This window comes from Streptomyces sp. NPDC020731 (assembly GCF_044334705.1).
GTDB lineage: Bacteria > Actinomycetota > Actinomycetes > Streptomycetales > Streptomycetaceae > Streptomyces.
Window position 1 is genome coordinate 37,627 of the sequence record NZ_JBIRTN010000008.1, and the last position, 15,855, is coordinate 53,481.

Consider the following 15,855-nt stretch of genomic DNA (forward strand, 5'->3'; position numbering starts at 1 on the left):
CCCAGCGTAACCCGGAGGGTGTGGAGGCGTTGCGCCGGGCATGGTCCGGACCGTCACCCCCGCAGTGCCGTTCCCCTGCCGGCCGCTCACGCCGAGCGACGACGAGGTGCGGCTCTGGTACGAGAACGCGCTGGGGTGGCCCACCGTGCCCGGGGCACCGGTGCGGCTGGCGGTGGGGGTGCGCTTCGACGTCCTGGAGATGCCCGCCGAGGCGGGACGCGCGGCGCTGGAGCGCCTGGGGCGCTCGGGGGGGCTCGGGCGGGGGCTCCCGGTGGCCCTGGGGGACAGCCGGATGCGGCTGCTGGTGGCAGCGGGCAGCGCGGAGGAGCTGCCCGGGCTGCTGGAGTGGCTGGACTGGGGCGCGCTGGAGCTGGACCTGGTGGCGATCGGCGCGGGAGGCCTCATGGACGCCCCCTGCCCCCCTGGCGTCGCCGTCGGCGGCGATACCGGCCCCACCACCCGGCCGCTCCCCCTGGACCGTGGTGGATCGCAGGGGGCCGCCGTGTGGCTGCGGCCCCCCGATCCGGGACGCGGGGCCGGGGCCTCGCTGCCGACGCTGTCGGCGATGGGCACGAGGGGTGTGAGGGGGGACGGTGACGGCCCCCCGGATCTCGTGCGGCTGGTGAACACGGTGGCGACACAGATCCACCGGGTCCGGCTGCGGCGTGCGGGTGCGGCCGCCGTACAGACCGACGGTCAGCCGTTGGCCTTCTCGTAGGCCTCGCGGATGGACGCGGGGACACGGCCGCGGTCGTTGACCTCGTAACCGTTCTCCTTCGCCCAGGCGCGGATGGCCGCGGTGTCCTGGCTGCCGCCGGAAGAAGCACGCGCCTTTCCGCGACCGCCCGAAGCACGGCCTCCGGTACGGCGACCGCCCTTCACGTAAGCCTCGAGAAGGCCGCGGAGCTTGTCCGCATTGGCGGTGGTGAGATCGATCTCGTAGGTCTTGCCGTCCAACGCGAACGTCACGGTCTCGTCCGCCTCGCCGCCGTCGAGGTCGTCGACAAGAAGGACCTGAACCTTCTGTGCCACCGGATTTCCTTTCATCGATAACTTGAGGGCCGGGGTGTGCCGGCGTCCGCCGTATCGCCGCCCCTTGTTATATGCAGTACTGCAGTACTCCGGAAAGCAAACCGCTTTTGCCGTAAAAACACAAACCCCTGGCAGGGACCCGCTGCCCGCACCCGGCACGGAAACGTGCGCGTTTCGGACATAGGCCACCGTGCGCAGATCACAGATGCAGAAGCATCCGGCTGTTGCCCAAGGTGTTCGGTTTCACGCGTTCGAGGCCGAGGAACTCCGCGACGCCCTCGTCATAGGAGCGCAGCAACTCCGCGTACACATCGGTGTCGACGGGCGTCTCACCGATCTCCACGAAGCCGTGCTTGCCGAAGAAGTCCACTTCGAAGGTCAGGCAGAATACGCGCCGAACACCGAGCCAGCGGGCGGTCTCCAGCAACTTCTCCAGCAACCGGTGCCCGACGCCCGCACCCTTCAGGCCCGGCTTCACGGCGAGAGTGCGGACTTCCGCGAGGTCCTCCCACATCACGTGCAGGGCGCCGCAGCCGACCACCTCCGCGTTGTCGTCCCGTTCCGCGACCCAGAACTCCTGGATGTCCTCGTAAAGCGTCACCGTTGCTTTGTCGAGCAGGATGCGTCCGCGGACGTAGACGTCAAGGAGCCGGCGCACGGCGGGGACATCGCTGGTGCGGGCCCGTCTGACCGTGATGGCTTTTGCGGGGACTTCGGGACTGTCTGCGGACATGTGCGGACGCTATCGTCCGCTCCGGCCCTCTGCGGAGCCGGGGTTCTCGTCGACGGGGGTTTCCGGGAGCTGGGCGATGCGGACCGCGTCGGTGAGAGCCTGGCGCTGTTCCTCGCTCATCATGCCGAAGAACGCGACGAGAGCGGCGGCTGCGTTGTCGCTCTGCGACCACGCTTCGTTCATCAGCGCGGCGGCGTAGGCGGCGCGAGTGGAGACCGCCTCATATCGATAGGCCCTGCCTTCCGCCTCTCGGCGCACCCAGCCCTTCTGATGGAGATTGTCCAAAACGGTCATCACCGTGGTGTACGCGATGGACCGTTCCTTCTGAAGATCTTCCAGGACTTCCCGAACGGTCACCGGGCGGTTCCACTTCCACACCCGCGTCATGACCGCGTCTTCGAGTTCTCCCAATGGGCGAGGCACAACTCAGAACAATAGTGGTGGATCCAGGTAATGGCGTGCCGGACAGGCATGACCACTGGCGAACGTGAACAAAAAGGGCGTACGACCTTGGGTCGTACGCCGGGGTGCGGCCGCGTGCGGCCGAGGTGCCGCTGCGGTCAGGCTTCGGTTTCGGGGGCGGGCCGGGAACCCTGCGCCCGCGCGAGGGCCGCGTCGACCGCGGCGTCCTCCTTGGTCTTGTTGGCGCCGCCCTGGGTCTTCACGATCACCCGGATCACGGCGATGAAGAGGACGGCCATGACGACCGGGGGGAGGAGCGCGGAGACGTAGTCCATGGGTCCAGGGTAGGACAGCGGGGGCCGTCAGCCGACGGCCAGGTGCTGGTCCGGCGGGGGCGGAGTGGGTTTGCGGCGGGGGAAGACCTCGCCGGGGGTGGGGACGGGGCGGGCGGGGGCGGGGTTCGGCGGGGCGGGGTGGGGGGTGGCGGGGGGCTTTTGGGCCGGGTCCTGCTTCTTCTGCGGGTCCTCGGTGGCCGCACGGCCCCCGGGGAGGGCCAGGAGGAAGGTGCGCCGGCAGTGGCGCAGGAGGGCGGCGGCGGTGGGGTTGCCGCTCAGGGCCCGGAGGGCGGCCAGGTCGTCGGGACGGGGGCGGTATCCGGCGCCCAGCGCCTCCTCCAGGAGCGTGAGGTAGCCGGCGGCGGTGCCGGGGAGGGCGGCGCGGTAGCGGCCGAGATCGGCCAGGAGGAAGGCGCGCAGCCGGGCGCTTTCCCGCGTCGCCTCGTCGAGGTCCGTGGCGAGGAGGAGGCAGTCCTGGAGGTCGTCGGCCGAGGCGGGGGTGGGACGCAGGGCGAGGACGAGGGCGCGGCGGAGCACGCGCAGCTCCTCCGCGCCGAACGCCATGCCGCCGCGGGGTCCGTAGGGCGTGGGCATGCCCTCGACGATACGCGCTAATCGGACAAACAACGCACAACGGACGGGTGTGGCGTCGGCCGGGAAGAAGCCGACGGGTGGGTGGGCCGGCGTCCGGCGACAACAGCGGGTGCCTGTCCGCGTCCACCGCGGGCAATCGTGCCTCCCCCAGTGCTTCGAGGGCCCGGGAGGTACCCCCAGGACGATGGAGGTCCCCCCGCTCCAGCGAAGCCGGGAATGGGGAGGGCAGGGGAGGACGGGCGGTCGGGGCCCCTCCTGTTCGAGCGCAGCCGGGAATGGGGAGGCCCCGTCGGTACGGGCCGCGCACCCCGCCCCCGGCCCGCGCCGAGACCGTGCACCCGCTACATCCGTGACACGTTGCGTTCGTACACCAGGCGCAGCCCGACCAGCGTCAGCCACGGCTCGTGCTCGTCGATGACCGAGCTCTCGCCCAGCACCATCGGCGCCAGCCCACCCGTCGCGATGACCGTCACGTCATCGGGATCGTCCGCCAGCTCGCGGGCCATCCGGTTGACCACACCATCGACCTGACCGGCGAATCCGTAGATGATGCCGGACTGCATCGCCTCGACCGTGTTCTTCCCGATCACACTCCGCGGACGCGCCACCTCGATCTTCCGCAGCTGCGCGCCGCGGACGCCGAGCGCCTCGACGGAGATCTCGATGCCGGGCGCGATGACGCCGCCGACGTACTCCCCCCGCGCGGAAACCGCGTCGAACGTCGTCGCCGTGCCGAAGTCGACGACGATCGCCGGACCGCCGTAGAGGTCGACCGCCGCGACCGCGTTGATGATGCGGTCCGCGCCGACCTCCTTGGGATTGTCGGTGAGGATCGGCACGCCCGTCTTCACGCCCGGTTCCACCAGGACCGCCGGGACGTCTCCGTAGTAGCGGCGCGTCACCTCGCGGAGTTCGTGCAGGACGGACGGGACCGTCGCGCAGATCGCGATGCCGTCGATTCCGTCGCCCAGCTCGTCGCCCAGCAGCGGGTGCATGCCCATGAGGCCCTGGAGGAGGACCGCGAGCTCGTCGGCCGTGCGGCGCGCGTCCGTGGAGATGCGCCAGTGCTCGACGATGTCGTCGCCGTCGAAGAGGCCCAGGACGGTGTGCGTGTTGCCCACGTCGATCGTCAGCAGCATGACCGGTCCTACTCCGCCGCTCGCAGGTCCAGGCCGATGTCGAGGATCGGCGAGGAGTGGGTGAGGGCCCCTACCGCCAGGTAGTCGACGCCCGTGTCCGCGTACGCCTTCGCGTTGGTGAGGGTGAGGCGGCCGGAGGCCTCCAGGACGGCGCGGCCGTCGACGAGGGCCACCGCCTCCTCGCACTCGCCGGGCGTGAAGTTGTCCAGCAGGATCAGGTCGGCACCGGCGTCCAGGACGTCGCGGAGCTGGTGCAGGGTGTCGACCTCGACCTCGATCGGGACGTCGGGGAAGCGTTCGCGGACCGCGTCGAAGGCCTCGGCGACACCGCCGGCGGCCACCACGTGGTTGTCCTTGACCAGGGCCGCGTCCGAGAGGGACATACGGTGGTTGACGCCGCCGCCGCAGCGCACCGCGAACTTCTCCAGGCTGCGCAGGCCGGGAGTGGTCTTGCGGGTGTCGCGGACCTTCGCCTTGGTGCCTTCGAGAACGTCCGCCCACGCGCGCGTGGCGGTCGCGATGCCCGACAGGCGGCACAGGAGGTTCAGGGCGCTGCGTTCCGCGGTGAGGATGTCGCGGGTGCGGGTCGTGACGGAGAGCAGGGTCTGGCCCGCCTCGACGCGGTCGCCGTCCTCCGCGTGGCGTTCGACCTCGAACTCCTCCGTGCAGACGACCGACATGACCGCCTCGGCGATCCTCAGGCCCGCCACGGTGCCCGCCTCCCGCGCGGTGAAGTCGGCGGTGGCGACGGCGTCCTCCGGGATGGTCGCGACCGTGGTCACGTCCACGCCGTGGGCCAGGTCCTCCTGGAGGGCGACGTTGGCGATGTCCTCGACCTCGACGGGGTCGAGGCCCGCGTCGGCCAGGAGCTGGGCGAGCGCGGGGTCGAGGCCGCACTCCAGGTAGGTCTCCTCGTCGGCGCCGCAGGCGCAGCCGTCGCCACAGCCGCCGGAGGGAACGAGGGGAAGGTCGGGGGTGGTCACTGCTGTCACTGCTCCTGGGCCTGGGTGAGGGTCGGGGGGAAGTCTGTGGTCTCGGTGGTGTGCGCCGCCAGCGATCGGTCCGGATTCAGCCGTACGACGATGTGGCGGCGCCAGGTCGTGTCGTCGCGCTCGGGACGGTCCTCGCGCCAGTGGCAGCCACGGGTCTCCTCGCGCCGCTGCGCGGCGGCGACCAGGACACGGGCCACGCACAGGAGGTTGGTGGCCTCCCAGGCCTCGACGCCGGGCTCGGCGGTCTTGCCGTTCTCGTCGAGGGCGTCGCGCGCGTCGGCGTGGAGCCGATGAAGACGGTCGGCGGCCTCGGAGAGGGAGGAGGCGGAGCGCAGTACGCCTGCCCCCCGGGTCATGATCCGCTGGATGGTGGAACGGGCCTCCGGGGGGAGGAGGGGGTGGGCGGGGCGTTCCGTGGCGGGAAGCGGTTGCGGCACGCGCGCGTGGAGGGTGTTCCCGGCACGTGCGATGTCGGCGGCGATGCGCTCGGCGTAGACCAGGCCCTCGAGGAGGGAATTGGAGGCGAGGCGGTTGGCGCCGTGCACGCCGGTGCAGGCGACCTCGCCGCACGCGTACAGGCCGGGCACGGTGGTGCGGCCGCGGGAGTCGGTGCGGACGCCGCCGGAGGCGTAGTGGGCGGCCGGGGCGACCGGAACGGTCTCGGTGACCGGATCGATGCCGTGCGCACGGCAGGCGGCGAGGATCGTGGGGAAGCGGTGTTCCCACATCTCGGCGCCGAAGTGGCGGGCGTCGAGGTACATGTGCTCGGCGTCCTGCTCCCGCATGCGGCGCATGATGCCCTTGGCGACGATGTCCCGGGGCGCGAGTTCGGCGAGTTCGTGCTGCCCCTGCATGAAGCGCACTCCGTCGGCGTCCACCAGGTGGGCGCCCTCGCCGCGTACCGCCTCGGAGACGAGCGGCTGCTGGCCCTCCGCTTCGGGGCCGAGGAAGAGCACCGTCGGGTGGAACTGGACGAATTCGAGGTCGCTCACCTCGGCGCCCGCGCGAAGGGCGAGGGCGACGCCGTCGCCCGTGGAGACGGAAGGGTTCGTGGTCGCCGAGAAGACCTGGCCCATGCCGCCGGTCGCCAGGACCACGGCGGGTGCGTGGACCGCCCCCACGCCGTCGTGCTGGCCCTCCCCCATGACGTGCAGGGTGACGCCGGCGGTGCGGCCGTCGGCGTCGGTGAGGAGGTCGAGGACGAGCGCGTTCTCGACGGTGCGCATCCCGCGCGCGCGGACCGCCTCGACCAGGGCGCGGGAGATCTCCGCGCCGGTGGCGTCGCCGCCCGCGTGGGCGATGCGGCGGCGGTGGTGGCCGCCCTCGCGGGTGAGTTCCAGGCCGCCGTCGGTCGACTCGTCGAAGTGCGCGCCGGTCGCGATGAGGCGGCGTACGGCGTCGGGGCCCTCGGTGACGAGGATGCGGACCGCCTCCTCGTCGCACAGGCCCGCCCCGGCGACCAGGGTGTCGTCCAGGTGCTGCTCGGGGGTGTCGCCCTCACCGAGGGCCGCGGCGATGCCGCCCTGGGCCCAGCGGGTGGAGCCGTCGTCGAGACGGGCCTTGGTGACGACCACCGTCGTCAGGCCGGCGGCCTCGCAGCGCAGGGCCGCGGTGAGGCCGGCGACGCCGGAGCCGACGACCACGACGTCCGCGTCGATGGACCACCCGGACGCGGGCGCGTGCAGTCGTATGCCTGTGCTGGTCACGAGGCGGCTCCGAAGGTTCCGAAGGTCAGGGGGATGTTGTCGATCAGGCGGGTGGCACCCACGCGGGCGGCCACGGCGAGGACGGCCTCTCCGGTGAAGTCGTCGCCGATCTCGGTGAAGTCGGAGGGATCGACCAGGGCCAGGTAGTCCAGGGCGAGGGGCGGCGTGAGGCGGGCGGCCTCGTCGAGGACCAGGCGGGCGGCGGCACGGATGGCCGCCGGGCCGCCGGCGGTCGTGGCGACGGCGTGCGCGTCGGCCGCCGCGCGGGACTCCCCTATGGCGCTGAGCGCCTCGGCACGCGCGCGCGTGGCGGGCACCTCGCTCGCACGCGCGCGCAGCGCCTGCTGGGCGGCGTGCCGGTCGCGGCCCGCGAACAGGGCCTGGGACAGGGCGAGCGCGGTGCGCCGCTCGGCGACCGAGAGGTAGCGGTTGCGGCTGGACAGGGCGAGCCCGTCCTCCTCGCGGACGGTGGGGACGCCGACGATCTCGACGCCGAAGTTCAGGTCCCGCACCATGCGGCGGATCAGGGCGAGCTGCTGGGCGTCCTTCTGGCCGTACAGGGCGATGTCGGGACGGGTGAGGTGGAGCAGCTTGGCGACGACGGTGAGCATGCCGTCGAAGTGGCCGGGGCGGGCGGCGCCCTCCAGCCGTTCGCCCATGGGACCGGCGGTGACGCGGACCTGGGGTTCGCCGCCCGGATACACCTCGTCCACGGCGGGGGCGAACACGGCGTCGGCGCCCGCCCGGTCGGCCAGCTCGATGTCGGCGTCCGGGGTGCGCGGGTAGCGGTCCAGGTCCTCACCCGCGCCGAACTGCAGCGGGTTGACGAAGACGGTGACCACGACCTCGCCGTCGGGACCGGCGGTCTCCCGCGCGGTGCGGATCAGCGTGGCGTGGCCCTCGTGCAGCGCGCCCATGGTCATCACGACGGCGCGGCGGCCGGTACGCGCGCGTGCGTGCAGTTCGGCGGCGGTGCGCAGCAGGGTGGCGGTCATCGGGCGACTCCGTTCCGGGACGCGCGCGTCGTCGTACGGGTGGGGTGGGCGGGGTGTCGGGGCGTGCCGCTCATCGGTCCTCCCCCGGGGTGCTTCCGGTGCCGTCGGCTCCGTCGGCTCCGTCCGCTCCGTCCGCTCCGTCGGCGAGTACCCCGAGGAGGTCCTCGGCGAGTTCCGGCTTCAGCAGGCCGTGGGCCAGGGCGCGGTCGGCGGTCGCGCGGGCCATCGCCAGGTAGCCGGCGACGGCCCCCGGGGCGTGCCGGCGCAACTCGGTGACGTGTACGGCGACCGTGCCCGCGTCGCCGCGCGCGACCGGACCGGTGAGGGCCGCGTCACCGGAGCGCAGGGCGTTGTCCAGGGCGGCGCCGAGCAGCGGGCCGAGCATCCGGTCGGGTGCCTCGACACCGGCGGTGCGCAGCAGTTCCAGGGACTGGGCGACCAGGGTGACCAGATGGTTGGCGCCCAGCGCGAGGGCCGCGTGGTAGAGCGGGCGGTTCTCCTCGGCGATCCATTCCGGCTCGCCGCCCATCTCGACGACGAGGGCCTCGGCGGCCAGCCGCAGCTCCTCGGGGGCGGTGACGCCGAAGGAGCACCCGGCGAGGCGCTGCACGTCGACGGGGGTACCGGTGAACGTCATCGCGGGATGCAGGGCGAGCGGCAGCGCGCCGGCCCGCAGGGCGGGGTCGAGGACCTTCGCGCCGTACCGCCCGGAGGTGTGCACCAGCAGCTGGCCCGGCCGCACCGCGCCGGTGTCGGCGAGTCCGGAGACCAGCTCGGGCAGGGCGTCGTCGGGGACGGTCAGCAGGACCAGCTCGGACCGCTGGAGGACCTCGGCGGGCGGCACCACCGGCACGTCGGGGAGCATCCGCTCGGCACGCCTGCGGGAGGCGTCGGAGACGGCGGAGACGGCCACCGGACGGTGCCCGGCGAGCTGGAGGGACGCGGCCAGGGCGGGGCCCACGCGTCCGGCGCCGACGACGCCGACGGTGAGCCGCGCGGGGCGGTCCCGGGGATCGGGCTGTGGGGTTGTGTTCACGCGACGGCGGCCTTCCCGTTCCAGTCCGCTCGGGGTACCGGACGATTTCTCGTCATGTTAACGCGATCGGTTCCGGGGGCGACCGGTTGTCCACAGGCTGTGGGTTTCCGTGCGCCGTCGTGGCACGCGCGCGTGCGGAAATGAGGGTGCCCGCGCGGACGGGGGCGCGGGATGATCGCGGGCATGACTGATACGGCGGACGGCAACAACGAAACGGCGGTGCGGGACGAACCGCGGCCCGGTCCGGAGGCGGACGGCGAGTCGCGGCCGACGTTGCGCGAACGGCGGATCGCCGCCTGGCGCGGTGCCCCGCGCGTGCTCGCGCGCCTCGGCTTCCTCGCCCCTCTCTCGGAGCGGCTGGCCCTGCTGGAGGCGGCGGGGAGCGTGTACGACCTCGACGAGACCTCCGACATCTACGGCAACGGTGTCGTGGAGGCCCTGGAGAAGCGGGTCGCCGGGCTGCTCGGCACCGAGGACGCCGCGTTCTTCCCGACCGGCACGATGGCCCAGCAGGTGGCGCTGCGCTGCTGGGCGGGCCGTACCGGCGATCCCGCGGTGGCCCTGCATCCGCTCAGCCACCCCGAGGTACATGAGCGGAACGCGTTCAGCCAGGTCAGCGGGTTGCGGCCGGTGCGGGTGACGAGTGAGCCCCGGCTGCCCACCGCCGAAGAGGTGCGCGACTTCGAGGAGCCCTTCGGGGCGCTGATGCTGGAACTGCCGCTCAGGGACGCCGGTTTCGTGCTGCCCACGTGGGAGGAGCTGACCGAGGTGGTGGACGCCGCGCGGGAACGCGAGGCGGTGGTGCACTTCGACGGGGCCCGGCTGTGGGAGTGCACCGAGCACTTCGGCCGGCCGCTGGAGGAGATCGCGGGCCTCGCGGACAGCGTCTACGTGTCGTTCTACAAGTCCCTCGGCGCCTACGGCGGCGCGGCCCTCGCCGGTCCCACGAGCCTGACCGAGGAGGCGAGGGCCTGGCGGCACCGGTACGGGGGCAACGTGTTCCAGCAGTTCCCGACCGCGCTGTCGGCGCTGATCGGCCTGGAACGGGAGCTGCCCCGGCTGCCGGAGTACGTCCGGCACGCGCACGTGGTGTCCACCGCGCTGCGCGAGGGCCTGGAGGCAGGGGGGCTGCCCTGGTTCCGCGTCCATCCCGAGGTGCCGCACACCTACGACTTCCAGGTATGGCTGCCGTACGACGCGGATGTGGTCGCCGAGGTGGCGATCGAGGCGGCCGAGGAGACGGGGACCGTGCTCTTCGCCAACCACTGGGACCCGAAGGGGCCGGGACTGTCCTTCACGGAGGTGTACGTGCGTTCCGCGGGCCTGGAGTGGACGGCCGACGATGTACGGGCGGCGGCCGAGGAGTTCGCGCGGCGCCTGCTCCGTACCTGACGGTCCCGCACGGGTGTGCGCCGGTCCGCTCCGGGCTCTCGCCCCCTCCTCGCCCAGGGGGCGGGATTGTCAGTGGGCTCGTGCACCATGTGGGCATGAGCGTGCACATCGACATCGCGGGGCTGCGGCCGGAAGGGGTCGCCGTCGTGCCCTCGCCCCTGGCCGAGCTCGGCATGGCGCTGCACGCGCTGTCCGAGCCCGGACACCATCCGGGCCTCCAGGGCTGGGTCACGGGTGTGACCGCGCGGCTCGACCCGCACCTGGCGGACCGGATGTGCGAGGCCGACTTCCTGTGGCGGACGACGTTCTCGGACCTGTTCCTGCCGAGCGCCGGCATACCCGGCCGCGGGGCGCTGCCGGGCGGGACGCTCGCCGAGGAGCTGGACCTGCTGGACAAGCTGTCCGACGAGCAGTTCGTGGACGCCGCCCTGGAGTTCACCTGCGCCCTCCCCTACAGCCTCCCGGGCCCCGGCCCGCTCTCCGACGAGGAGCTGCGCCGCCGCTCGCTGGAGCTGGCCGCCGCGCGGGGGCCCCGGCAGGTGCTGTTCACCGAGCGGCTGCTCGCCGACCCGCCACACATCAGGGCCTGGCTGCGGCAGTTCCTCCAGGACTGCGACGAAGCGTTCTTCGCCGGCACCTGGACCCGGCTGCGGCATCAGCTCACCGCGGACACCCGTCTCAAGACCGACCTGCTGCGGCACAAGGGGCTGGCCGAGGCGCTGGCGTCGGTGTCCCCCGCGGTGACGCTCGACGAGGCGGCCGGCCGGATCACCGTGGACAAGCTGGGCGACGGCCGTACCGCCACGGGCGACGGCGGGCTGCTGCTGATCCCGACCAGCCTCGGCTGGCCGCACCTGATGGTGCTGCACCGGCACGGCTGGCAGCCGGTGCTGCATTATCCGGTCGGCTCCCCCGAGCCGGCCGCCCCGCCGACGGTCGACCAGCTCGCCCTGCGGATGACCGCGCTGTCCCACCCGGTCCGCATGCGCATGTGCCGCCATCTCGCCCGCAGCGCGTACACCACCAGTGAGCTGGCCCAGGTGCACGACATGACGGCGCCGGAGATATCCCGGCACCTGGGTGTGCTGAAGAAGGCCGGACTGATCAGCACCCGCCGCCGTGGTCGGTACGTGCTGCACCAGCTGGACGTGACGGTCGTGGCCCGGCTCGGCAGCGACTTCCTGGAGGGGATCCTGCGTTGAGGGCGCGTACCGCGCGGGCGGCTGTTCAGCCGTGTCCGCCGGCCCGTACCAGACCCGTCTCGTAGGCGAGGACCACCACCTGTACCCGGTCCCGCAGACCCAGCTTGGTCAGGATGCGGCCCACGTGGGTCTTCACGGTCGCCTCGGACAGCACCAGCCGGGCCGCGATCTCGCCGTTGGACAGGCCCTGCGCGACCAGCACCATGACCTCCCGCTCGCGCTCGGTGAGGCGTTCCAGCCCCTTGTGCTCGGGCTGCTTGCCCGTACTGGGCAGCATCGGCGCGAACCGGTCCAGGAGCCGGCGGGTGGTGGACGGGGCGACCACGGCGTCGCCGCTGTGCACCGCGCGGATCGCGGCGAGCAGCTCGCCCGGCGGCACGTCCTTGAGCATGAAACCGGACGCGCCCGCCTTGAGTCCGGAGAAGGCGTACTCGTCGAGGTCGAAGGTGGTCAGGATCAGCACCTTCGGCGGATCGGTGTCCGCACAGATCCGGCGGGTCGTCTCCACGCCGTCGAGCTTGGGCATGCGGACGTCCATCAGCACCACGTCGACGGCGGTGGACCGCAGCACCTCCAGGGCCTCGACGCCGTTGCCCGCCTCCGCCACGACGTCCATGTCCGGCTGGGCGGCGAGCACCATCCGGAACCCGGTGCGCAGCAGCACCTGGTCGTCGACGAGCATCACGCGGATCGTCATCGGGGCCTCTTCCATTCGGTCGTCAAGTCGTCTCAGGGGTGTGACAGGTGTCAACAAGGGGGCGTGCGCGGGCGTCAATGCGCGGGTTTGAGCGGCAGCAGCACACTGATGCGGAATCCTCCGCCGGGGCGCGGGCCCGCGTCCAGGGTTCCGCCGACCATGCCGACCCGCTCGCGCATGCCGATCAGGCCGTGACCCTGGCCGTCGAAACCGCCCTCCTCGTACAGCTCGTGCGGGGCGCCCTTGCCGTCGTCCTCCACGAGGAGGCCAAGACCGTCGTCGAAGTACACCAGGCGCACGCTGGCGCCCACGTCGGGTCCACCGTGCTTGCGGGTGTTGGTGAGCGCCTCCTGCACGATGCGGTACGCGGTGAGCTCGACCCCGCTGGGCAGCGGGCGCGAAGTGCCCTCGACCTTGAAGTCCACCGGCAGTCCCGACCCCCGGCACTGCTCGACGAGGTCCTCGATCTGCTGCACGTCGGGCTGGGGCACGTACTCCCCGGCCTCCTGGTGCTCGCCGGTGCGCAGCACGCCCAGCAGGCGGCGCATCTCGGCGAGGGCCTGACGGCCGGTGGAGGAGATCGTCTCCAGGGCCTTCTTCGCCTGGTCGGGGGCGGCGTCGAGGACATAGGCGGCGCCGTCGGCCTGCACCACCATCACCGACACGTTGTGTGCGACGACGTCGTGCAGCTCCCGGGCTATCCGGGCGCGTTCGGCGGCGACCGCGACCTTGGCCTGCGCCTCGCGCTCCTTCTCCAGCCGGGCGGCCCGCTCCTCCAGCTGCGCGAAGTACGCGCGGCGGGTGCGGATGGAGTCGCCGAGCACCCAGGCCAGGGCGAAGGGCACGGCCTGGAGGACCATCACGGCGAGGTTGGTCGCCAGGCCCACGTCCTCGTTGGGCCAGCGCAGCTGCGCCAGCGGGGCCGCGCACAGGCCGGCGGTCAGCGCGAGGCGGGAGGCCCAGCGGGCGCCGACCGCCGCGACCGTGTAGACGATCACCAGCAGGGCGAAGTCGGCGGGCAGCGTCGCCACGTCCGTGATCAGCTGCCCCAGGCCCACGACGAGGGCGAGGAGCAGCATCCGCTCGGGCATCCGGCGGCGCAGCGCGACGACCAGCGACAGCAGCAGCGCGACCGGCACGGTGAGGGCCGGCAGGTCTGTCCCCTGGGACTCCTCCACGGTCGCTCCGCCGAACACCGAAATCCCGAACAGGACCACGGCCCAGAAGCCGTCGGCCCACGTCGGGTGTCTGCGGAGGAAGTCATAGAGGCGTTGCACGTAACCCAGCGTAGGGAAGCGAAATGCGTGCAGGGGTCAACCGGAGGGCCGATCCCCGGCCGGTACGTGTACTCCGCAAGGTGGAGGCCCGGCATATCCGCCCGCTTAACCTGGGCCGGTGACGACGGCGGCGGCGGGAGCGTGGAACCGGTGACGGCAGGGGCTGCGGACGGCGGCCGGCGGGGCTGGCGGGCGGCGGCTCAGGACGCCCTGTACGGTCCGGGCGGCTTCTACCACGGGCCCGGCGAGGGCCCGGCCGGGCACTTCCGTACGTCCGTGCACGCCTCGCCGCTGTTCGCCGGCGCGGTGGCGCGGTTGCTGTGCCGGGTCGACGAGGCGCTGGGGCGGCCGGCGGTGCTCGACTTCGTGGACATGGCGGCCGGGCGGGGCGAACTGGTCACCGGTGTCCTCGCCGCGCTGCCCGCCGACGTGGCGCCGCGCGTACGTGCGTACGCCGTCGAGCTCGCCGGCCGGCCGGCCGGCCTGGATCACCGGATCGAGTGGCGGGCCGAGCCCCCGGAGAGGATCACGGGACTGCTCTTCGCCAACGAGTGGCTGGACAACGTGCCCGTGGACGTCGCCGAGGTGGACCCGTCGGGCGTACCGCGGCTGGTGCTGGTGCGGGAGGACGGGGCGGAGCGGCTCGGAGAGCCGGTCGCGGGTGCGGAGGCCGAGTGGCTGGCGCGGTGGTGGCCGCTGAGGGCCGAGGAGGGGCTCCGCGCGGAGATCGGGCTGCCCCGGGACCGGGCCTGGGCGTCGGCCGTCGGCGCGCTCGCGCGGGGACTCGCCGTCGCCGTGGACTACGCGCACACGGCCACCGCGCGACCGCCGTTCGGGACGCTCACGGCGTTCCGGGAGGGGCGGGAGACGACGCCCGTGCCGGACGGGACGTGCGACATCACCGCCCATGTCGCCCTGGACGCGTGCGCCGCGGCCTGCGCGCTCCCCGGCACACGCCTGCTGTCGCAGCGGGACGCCCTGCACACCCTGGGCATCAGCGGCGCACGCCCCCCGCTCGCGCTGGCGTCCACCGACCCGGCCGGATACGTACGCGCCCTCGCGTGCGCCGGGGAAGCCGCCGAGCTCACCGCGCCGGGCGGACTCGGCGACTTCGGGTGGCTGGTGCAGCCGGTGGGGACCGCGGACGTACGGGACCTATTTGTCGATGTCGCCGACGACGAAGAACATTGACCCGAGGATCGCCACCATGTCCGCGACCAGCGTCCCCGGCAGCAGCTCGGTGAGCGTCTGGATGTTGTTGTACGACGCCGAGCGCAGTTTCAGCCGGTACGGGGTCTTCTCGCCCTTGCTGACCAGGTAGTAGCCGTTGATGCCGAGCGGGTTCTCGGTCCACGCGTACGTGTGCCCCTCGGGCGCCTTGAGCACCTTCGGCAGCCGCTGGTTGACCGGGCCCGGGGGCAGCTCGGCGAGCCGGTCGAGACAGGCGTCGGCGAGGTCGAGGGCGTTGTGGGTCTGCTCCAGGAGGCACTCGAAGCGGGCGAGGCAGTCGCCCTCCGCGCGGGTCACCACCTTCAGGACGTCGCCCAGTTCGCCGTAGGCGAGGTACGGCTCGTCGCGGCGCAGGTCGAAGTCGACGCCGGAGCCCCGTGCGATCGGCCCGCTCACGCCGTACGCGTGCACCGCCTCCGGCGACAGCACGCCGACGCCGCGCGTGCGGCCGCGGAAGATCTCGTTGCCGAGCACCAGGCCGTCGAAGCGGTCCATGCGGGAGCGCACGTCGGCGACGGCGGCGCGCGCTCGGGTGGTCCATCCCGCCGGGAGGTCCTCCTTGAGGCCGCCCACGCGGTTGAACATGTAGTGCATGCGCCCGCCGGAGACCTCCTCCATGACGTGCTGGAGCTCCTCGCGCTCCCGGAAGGCGTAGAAGATCGGGGTGATGCCGCCCAGTTCCAGCGGATAGGAGCCGAGGAACATCAGGTGGTTGAGCACCCGGTTCAGCTCCGCGAGCAGCGTGCGCAGCCACACCGCGCGCTCGGGGACCTCCATGCCGAGCATCCGCTCCACGGCGAGGACCACACCCAGCTCGTTGGAGAACGCCGACAGCCAGTCGTGGCGGTTGGCCAGCATGATGATCTGGCGGTAGTCGCGGGCCTCGAACAGCTTCTCCGCGCCCCGGTGCATATAACCGATCACGGGCTCCGCGCGGATGATGCGCTCGCCGTCCAGGACGATCTTCAGCCGCAGCACGCCGTGCGTGGACGGGTGCTGGGGCCCGATGTTGAGCACCATGTCGGTGCTCTCCGCCGCGCCGCCGATACCGACCATGGTCTCCGTCGTAGGAGTCATGAACACAGTCTCCCCT

The 15,855-nt window shown here is 72.6% G+C and carries 17 protein-coding genes; 4 read left to right on the plus strand and 13 right to left on the minus strand.

Annotation, left to right across the window (positions count from 1 at the left end):
• The first annotated feature begins 40 nt into the window (after positions 1-40).
• Positions 41-718, plus strand: coding sequence for an SCO3374 family protein (locus ACH4VX_RS14010; RefSeq protein ID WP_398367643.1), 678 nt, complete (start codon positions 41-43; stop codon positions 716-718).
• Here ACH4VX_RS14010 and ACH4VX_RS14015 read toward each other — a convergent pair.
• The 10 genes from ACH4VX_RS14015 to ACH4VX_RS14060 all read right to left on the minus strand — a co-directional run bounded on the left by ACH4VX_RS14015 (position 697) and on the right by ACH4VX_RS14060 (position 8,964).
• The gene (locus ACH4VX_RS14015; protein ID WP_030224930.1) at positions 697-1,032 is read right to left on the minus strand and encodes an Lsr2 family protein; all 336 of its coding nucleotides are present in this window, start codon (positions 1,030-1,032) and stop codon (positions 697-699) included. The genes ACH4VX_RS14010 and ACH4VX_RS14015 overlap by 22 nt on opposite strands.
• Positions 1,033-1,231: 199 nt before the next feature.
• Positions 1,232-1,765, minus strand: a complete 534-nt coding sequence (locus ACH4VX_RS14020; protein ID WP_398367644.1) for an amino-acid N-acetyltransferase — start codon at positions 1,763-1,765, stop codon at positions 1,232-1,234.
• A 9-nt stretch (positions 1,766-1,774) separates the two neighbouring features.
• Positions 1,775-2,152 (minus strand): BlaI/MecI/CopY family transcriptional regulator, encoded by a 378-nt coding sequence (locus tag ACH4VX_RS14025; protein WP_398367645.1) that lies wholly within the window; start codon positions 2,150-2,152, stop codon positions 1,775-1,777.
• 173 nt (positions 2,153-2,325) lie between these two features.
• Positions 2,326-2,502, minus strand: a complete 177-nt coding sequence (locus ACH4VX_RS14030; protein WP_398367646.1) for a hypothetical protein — start codon at positions 2,500-2,502, stop codon at positions 2,326-2,328.
• 27 nt (positions 2,503-2,529) lie between these two features.
• Complete coding sequence (locus ACH4VX_RS14035; protein WP_398367647.1) at positions 2,530-3,096, minus strand: hypothetical protein; 567 nt, start codon at positions 3,094-3,096, stop codon at positions 2,530-2,532.
• Between the two features lie 341 nt (positions 3,097-3,437).
• Positions 3,438-4,235: a type III pantothenate kinase gene (locus ACH4VX_RS14040; RefSeq protein WP_398367648.1), complete on the minus strand. Its 798-nt coding sequence runs from the start codon at positions 4,233-4,235 to the stop codon at positions 3,438-3,440.
• Between the two features lie 8 nt (positions 4,236-4,243).
• Positions 4,244-5,218 (minus strand): carboxylating nicotinate-nucleotide diphosphorylase, encoded by a 975-nt coding sequence (nadC, locus tag ACH4VX_RS14045; protein WP_398367649.1) that lies wholly within the window; start codon positions 5,216-5,218, stop codon positions 4,244-4,246.
• A 5-nt stretch (positions 5,219-5,223) separates the two neighbouring features.
• The gene (locus ACH4VX_RS14050; RefSeq protein WP_398367650.1) at positions 5,224-6,933 is read right to left on the minus strand and encodes an L-aspartate oxidase; all 1,710 of its coding nucleotides are present in this window, start codon (positions 6,931-6,933) and stop codon (positions 5,224-5,226) included.
• Positions 6,930-7,928: a pantoate--beta-alanine ligase gene (panC, locus tag ACH4VX_RS14055; protein ID WP_398367651.1), complete on the minus strand. Its 999-nt coding sequence runs from the start codon at positions 7,926-7,928 to the stop codon at positions 6,930-6,932. The genes ACH4VX_RS14050 and panC overlap by 4 nt, the downstream gene beginning before the upstream one ends.
• Positions 7,929-7,998: 70 nt before the next feature.
• On the minus strand, positions 7,999-8,964 hold the full coding sequence (locus tag ACH4VX_RS14060) for a Rossmann-like and DUF2520 domain-containing protein (RefSeq protein ID WP_398367652.1): 966 nt from the start codon (positions 8,962-8,964) through the stop codon (positions 7,999-8,001).
• Between the two features lie 171 nt (positions 8,965-9,135).
• Between ACH4VX_RS14060 and ACH4VX_RS14065 the strand changes: the two genes are divergently transcribed.
• Together ACH4VX_RS14065 and ACH4VX_RS14070 are read left to right on the plus strand one after the other, a co-directional pair.
• Entirely contained in the window at positions 9,136-10,356 is a 1,221-nt protein-coding gene (locus ACH4VX_RS14065; RefSeq protein ID WP_398367653.1) for a threonine aldolase family protein, read from the plus strand.
• Between the two features lie 95 nt (positions 10,357-10,451).
• A complete protein-coding gene (locus ACH4VX_RS14070; RefSeq protein ID WP_398367654.1) occupies positions 10,452-11,558 on the plus strand; it encodes a DUF5937 family protein in 1,107 nt (368 codons plus the stop codon).
• A 25-nt stretch (positions 11,559-11,583) separates the two neighbouring features.
• Here ACH4VX_RS14070 and ACH4VX_RS14075 read toward each other — a convergent pair whose 3' ends face one another.
• On the minus strand, positions 11,584-12,255 hold the full coding sequence (locus tag ACH4VX_RS14075) for a response regulator (RefSeq protein ID WP_398367655.1): 672 nt from the start codon (positions 12,253-12,255) through the stop codon (positions 11,584-11,586).
• Between the two features lie 74 nt (positions 12,256-12,329).
• The gene (locus ACH4VX_RS14080; RefSeq protein WP_398367656.1) at positions 12,330-13,532 is read right to left on the minus strand and encodes a sensor histidine kinase; all 1,203 of its coding nucleotides are present in this window, start codon (positions 13,530-13,532) and stop codon (positions 12,330-12,332) included.
• A gap of 141 nt (positions 13,533-13,673) precedes the next feature.
• Between ACH4VX_RS14080 and ACH4VX_RS14085 the strand changes: the two genes are divergently transcribed.
• Positions 13,674-14,723 carry an SAM-dependent methyltransferase gene (locus ACH4VX_RS14085; protein WP_398367657.1) on the plus strand — a complete coding sequence of 350 codons (1,050 nt, stop codon included), beginning with the start codon at positions 13,674-13,676 and terminating at the stop codon, positions 14,721-14,723.
• Here ACH4VX_RS14085 and ACH4VX_RS14090 read toward each other — a convergent pair.
• Positions 14,688-15,839 (minus strand): NADH-quinone oxidoreductase subunit D, encoded by a 1,152-nt coding sequence (locus ACH4VX_RS14090; protein WP_398367658.1) that lies wholly within the window; start codon positions 15,837-15,839, stop codon positions 14,688-14,690. The genes ACH4VX_RS14085 and ACH4VX_RS14090 overlap by 36 nt on opposite strands.
• Positions 15,840-15,855: the final 16 nt, after the last annotated feature.

Bases quoted from the DNA above. Each gene is read 5' to 3' on its own strand.
- ACH4VX_RS14010 (WP_398367643.1), top strand. From the start codon at position 41: ATGGTCCGGACCGTCACCCCCGCAGTGCCGTTCCCCTGCCGGCCGCTC.
- ACH4VX_RS14020 (WP_398367644.1), bottom strand. From the start codon at position 1,765: ATGTCCGCAGACAGTCCCGAAGTCCCCGCAAAAGCCATCACGGTCAGA.
- ACH4VX_RS14025 (WP_398367645.1), bottom strand. From the start codon at position 2,152: ATGACGCGGGTGTGGAAGTGGAACCGCCCGGTGACCGTTCGGGAAGTC.
- ACH4VX_RS14030 (WP_398367646.1), bottom strand. From the start codon at position 2,502: ATGGACTACGTCTCCGCGCTCCTCCCCCCGGTCGTCATGGCCGTCCTC.
- ACH4VX_RS14035 (WP_398367647.1), bottom strand. From the start codon at position 3,096: ATGCCCACGCCCTACGGACCCCGCGGCGGCATGGCGTTCGGCGCGGAG.
- ACH4VX_RS14040 (WP_398367648.1), bottom strand. From the start codon at position 4,235: ATGCTGCTGACGATCGACGTGGGCAACACGCACACCGTCCTGGGCCTC.
- panC (WP_398367651.1), bottom strand. From the start codon at position 7,928: ATGACCGCCACCCTGCTGCGCACCGCCGCCGAACTGCACGCACGCGCG.
- ACH4VX_RS14065 (WP_398367653.1), top strand. From the start codon at position 9,136: ATGATCGCGGGCATGACTGATACGGCGGACGGCAACAACGAAACGGCG.
- ACH4VX_RS14070 (WP_398367654.1), top strand. From the start codon at position 10,452: ATGAGCGTGCACATCGACATCGCGGGGCTGCGGCCGGAAGGGGTCGCC.
- ACH4VX_RS14075 (WP_398367655.1), bottom strand. From the start codon at position 12,255: ATGACGATCCGCGTGATGCTCGTCGACGACCAGGTGCTGCTGCGCACC.
- ACH4VX_RS14090 (WP_398367658.1), bottom strand. From the start codon at position 15,839: ATGACTCCTACGACGGAGACCATGGTCGGTATCGGCGGCGCGGCGGAG.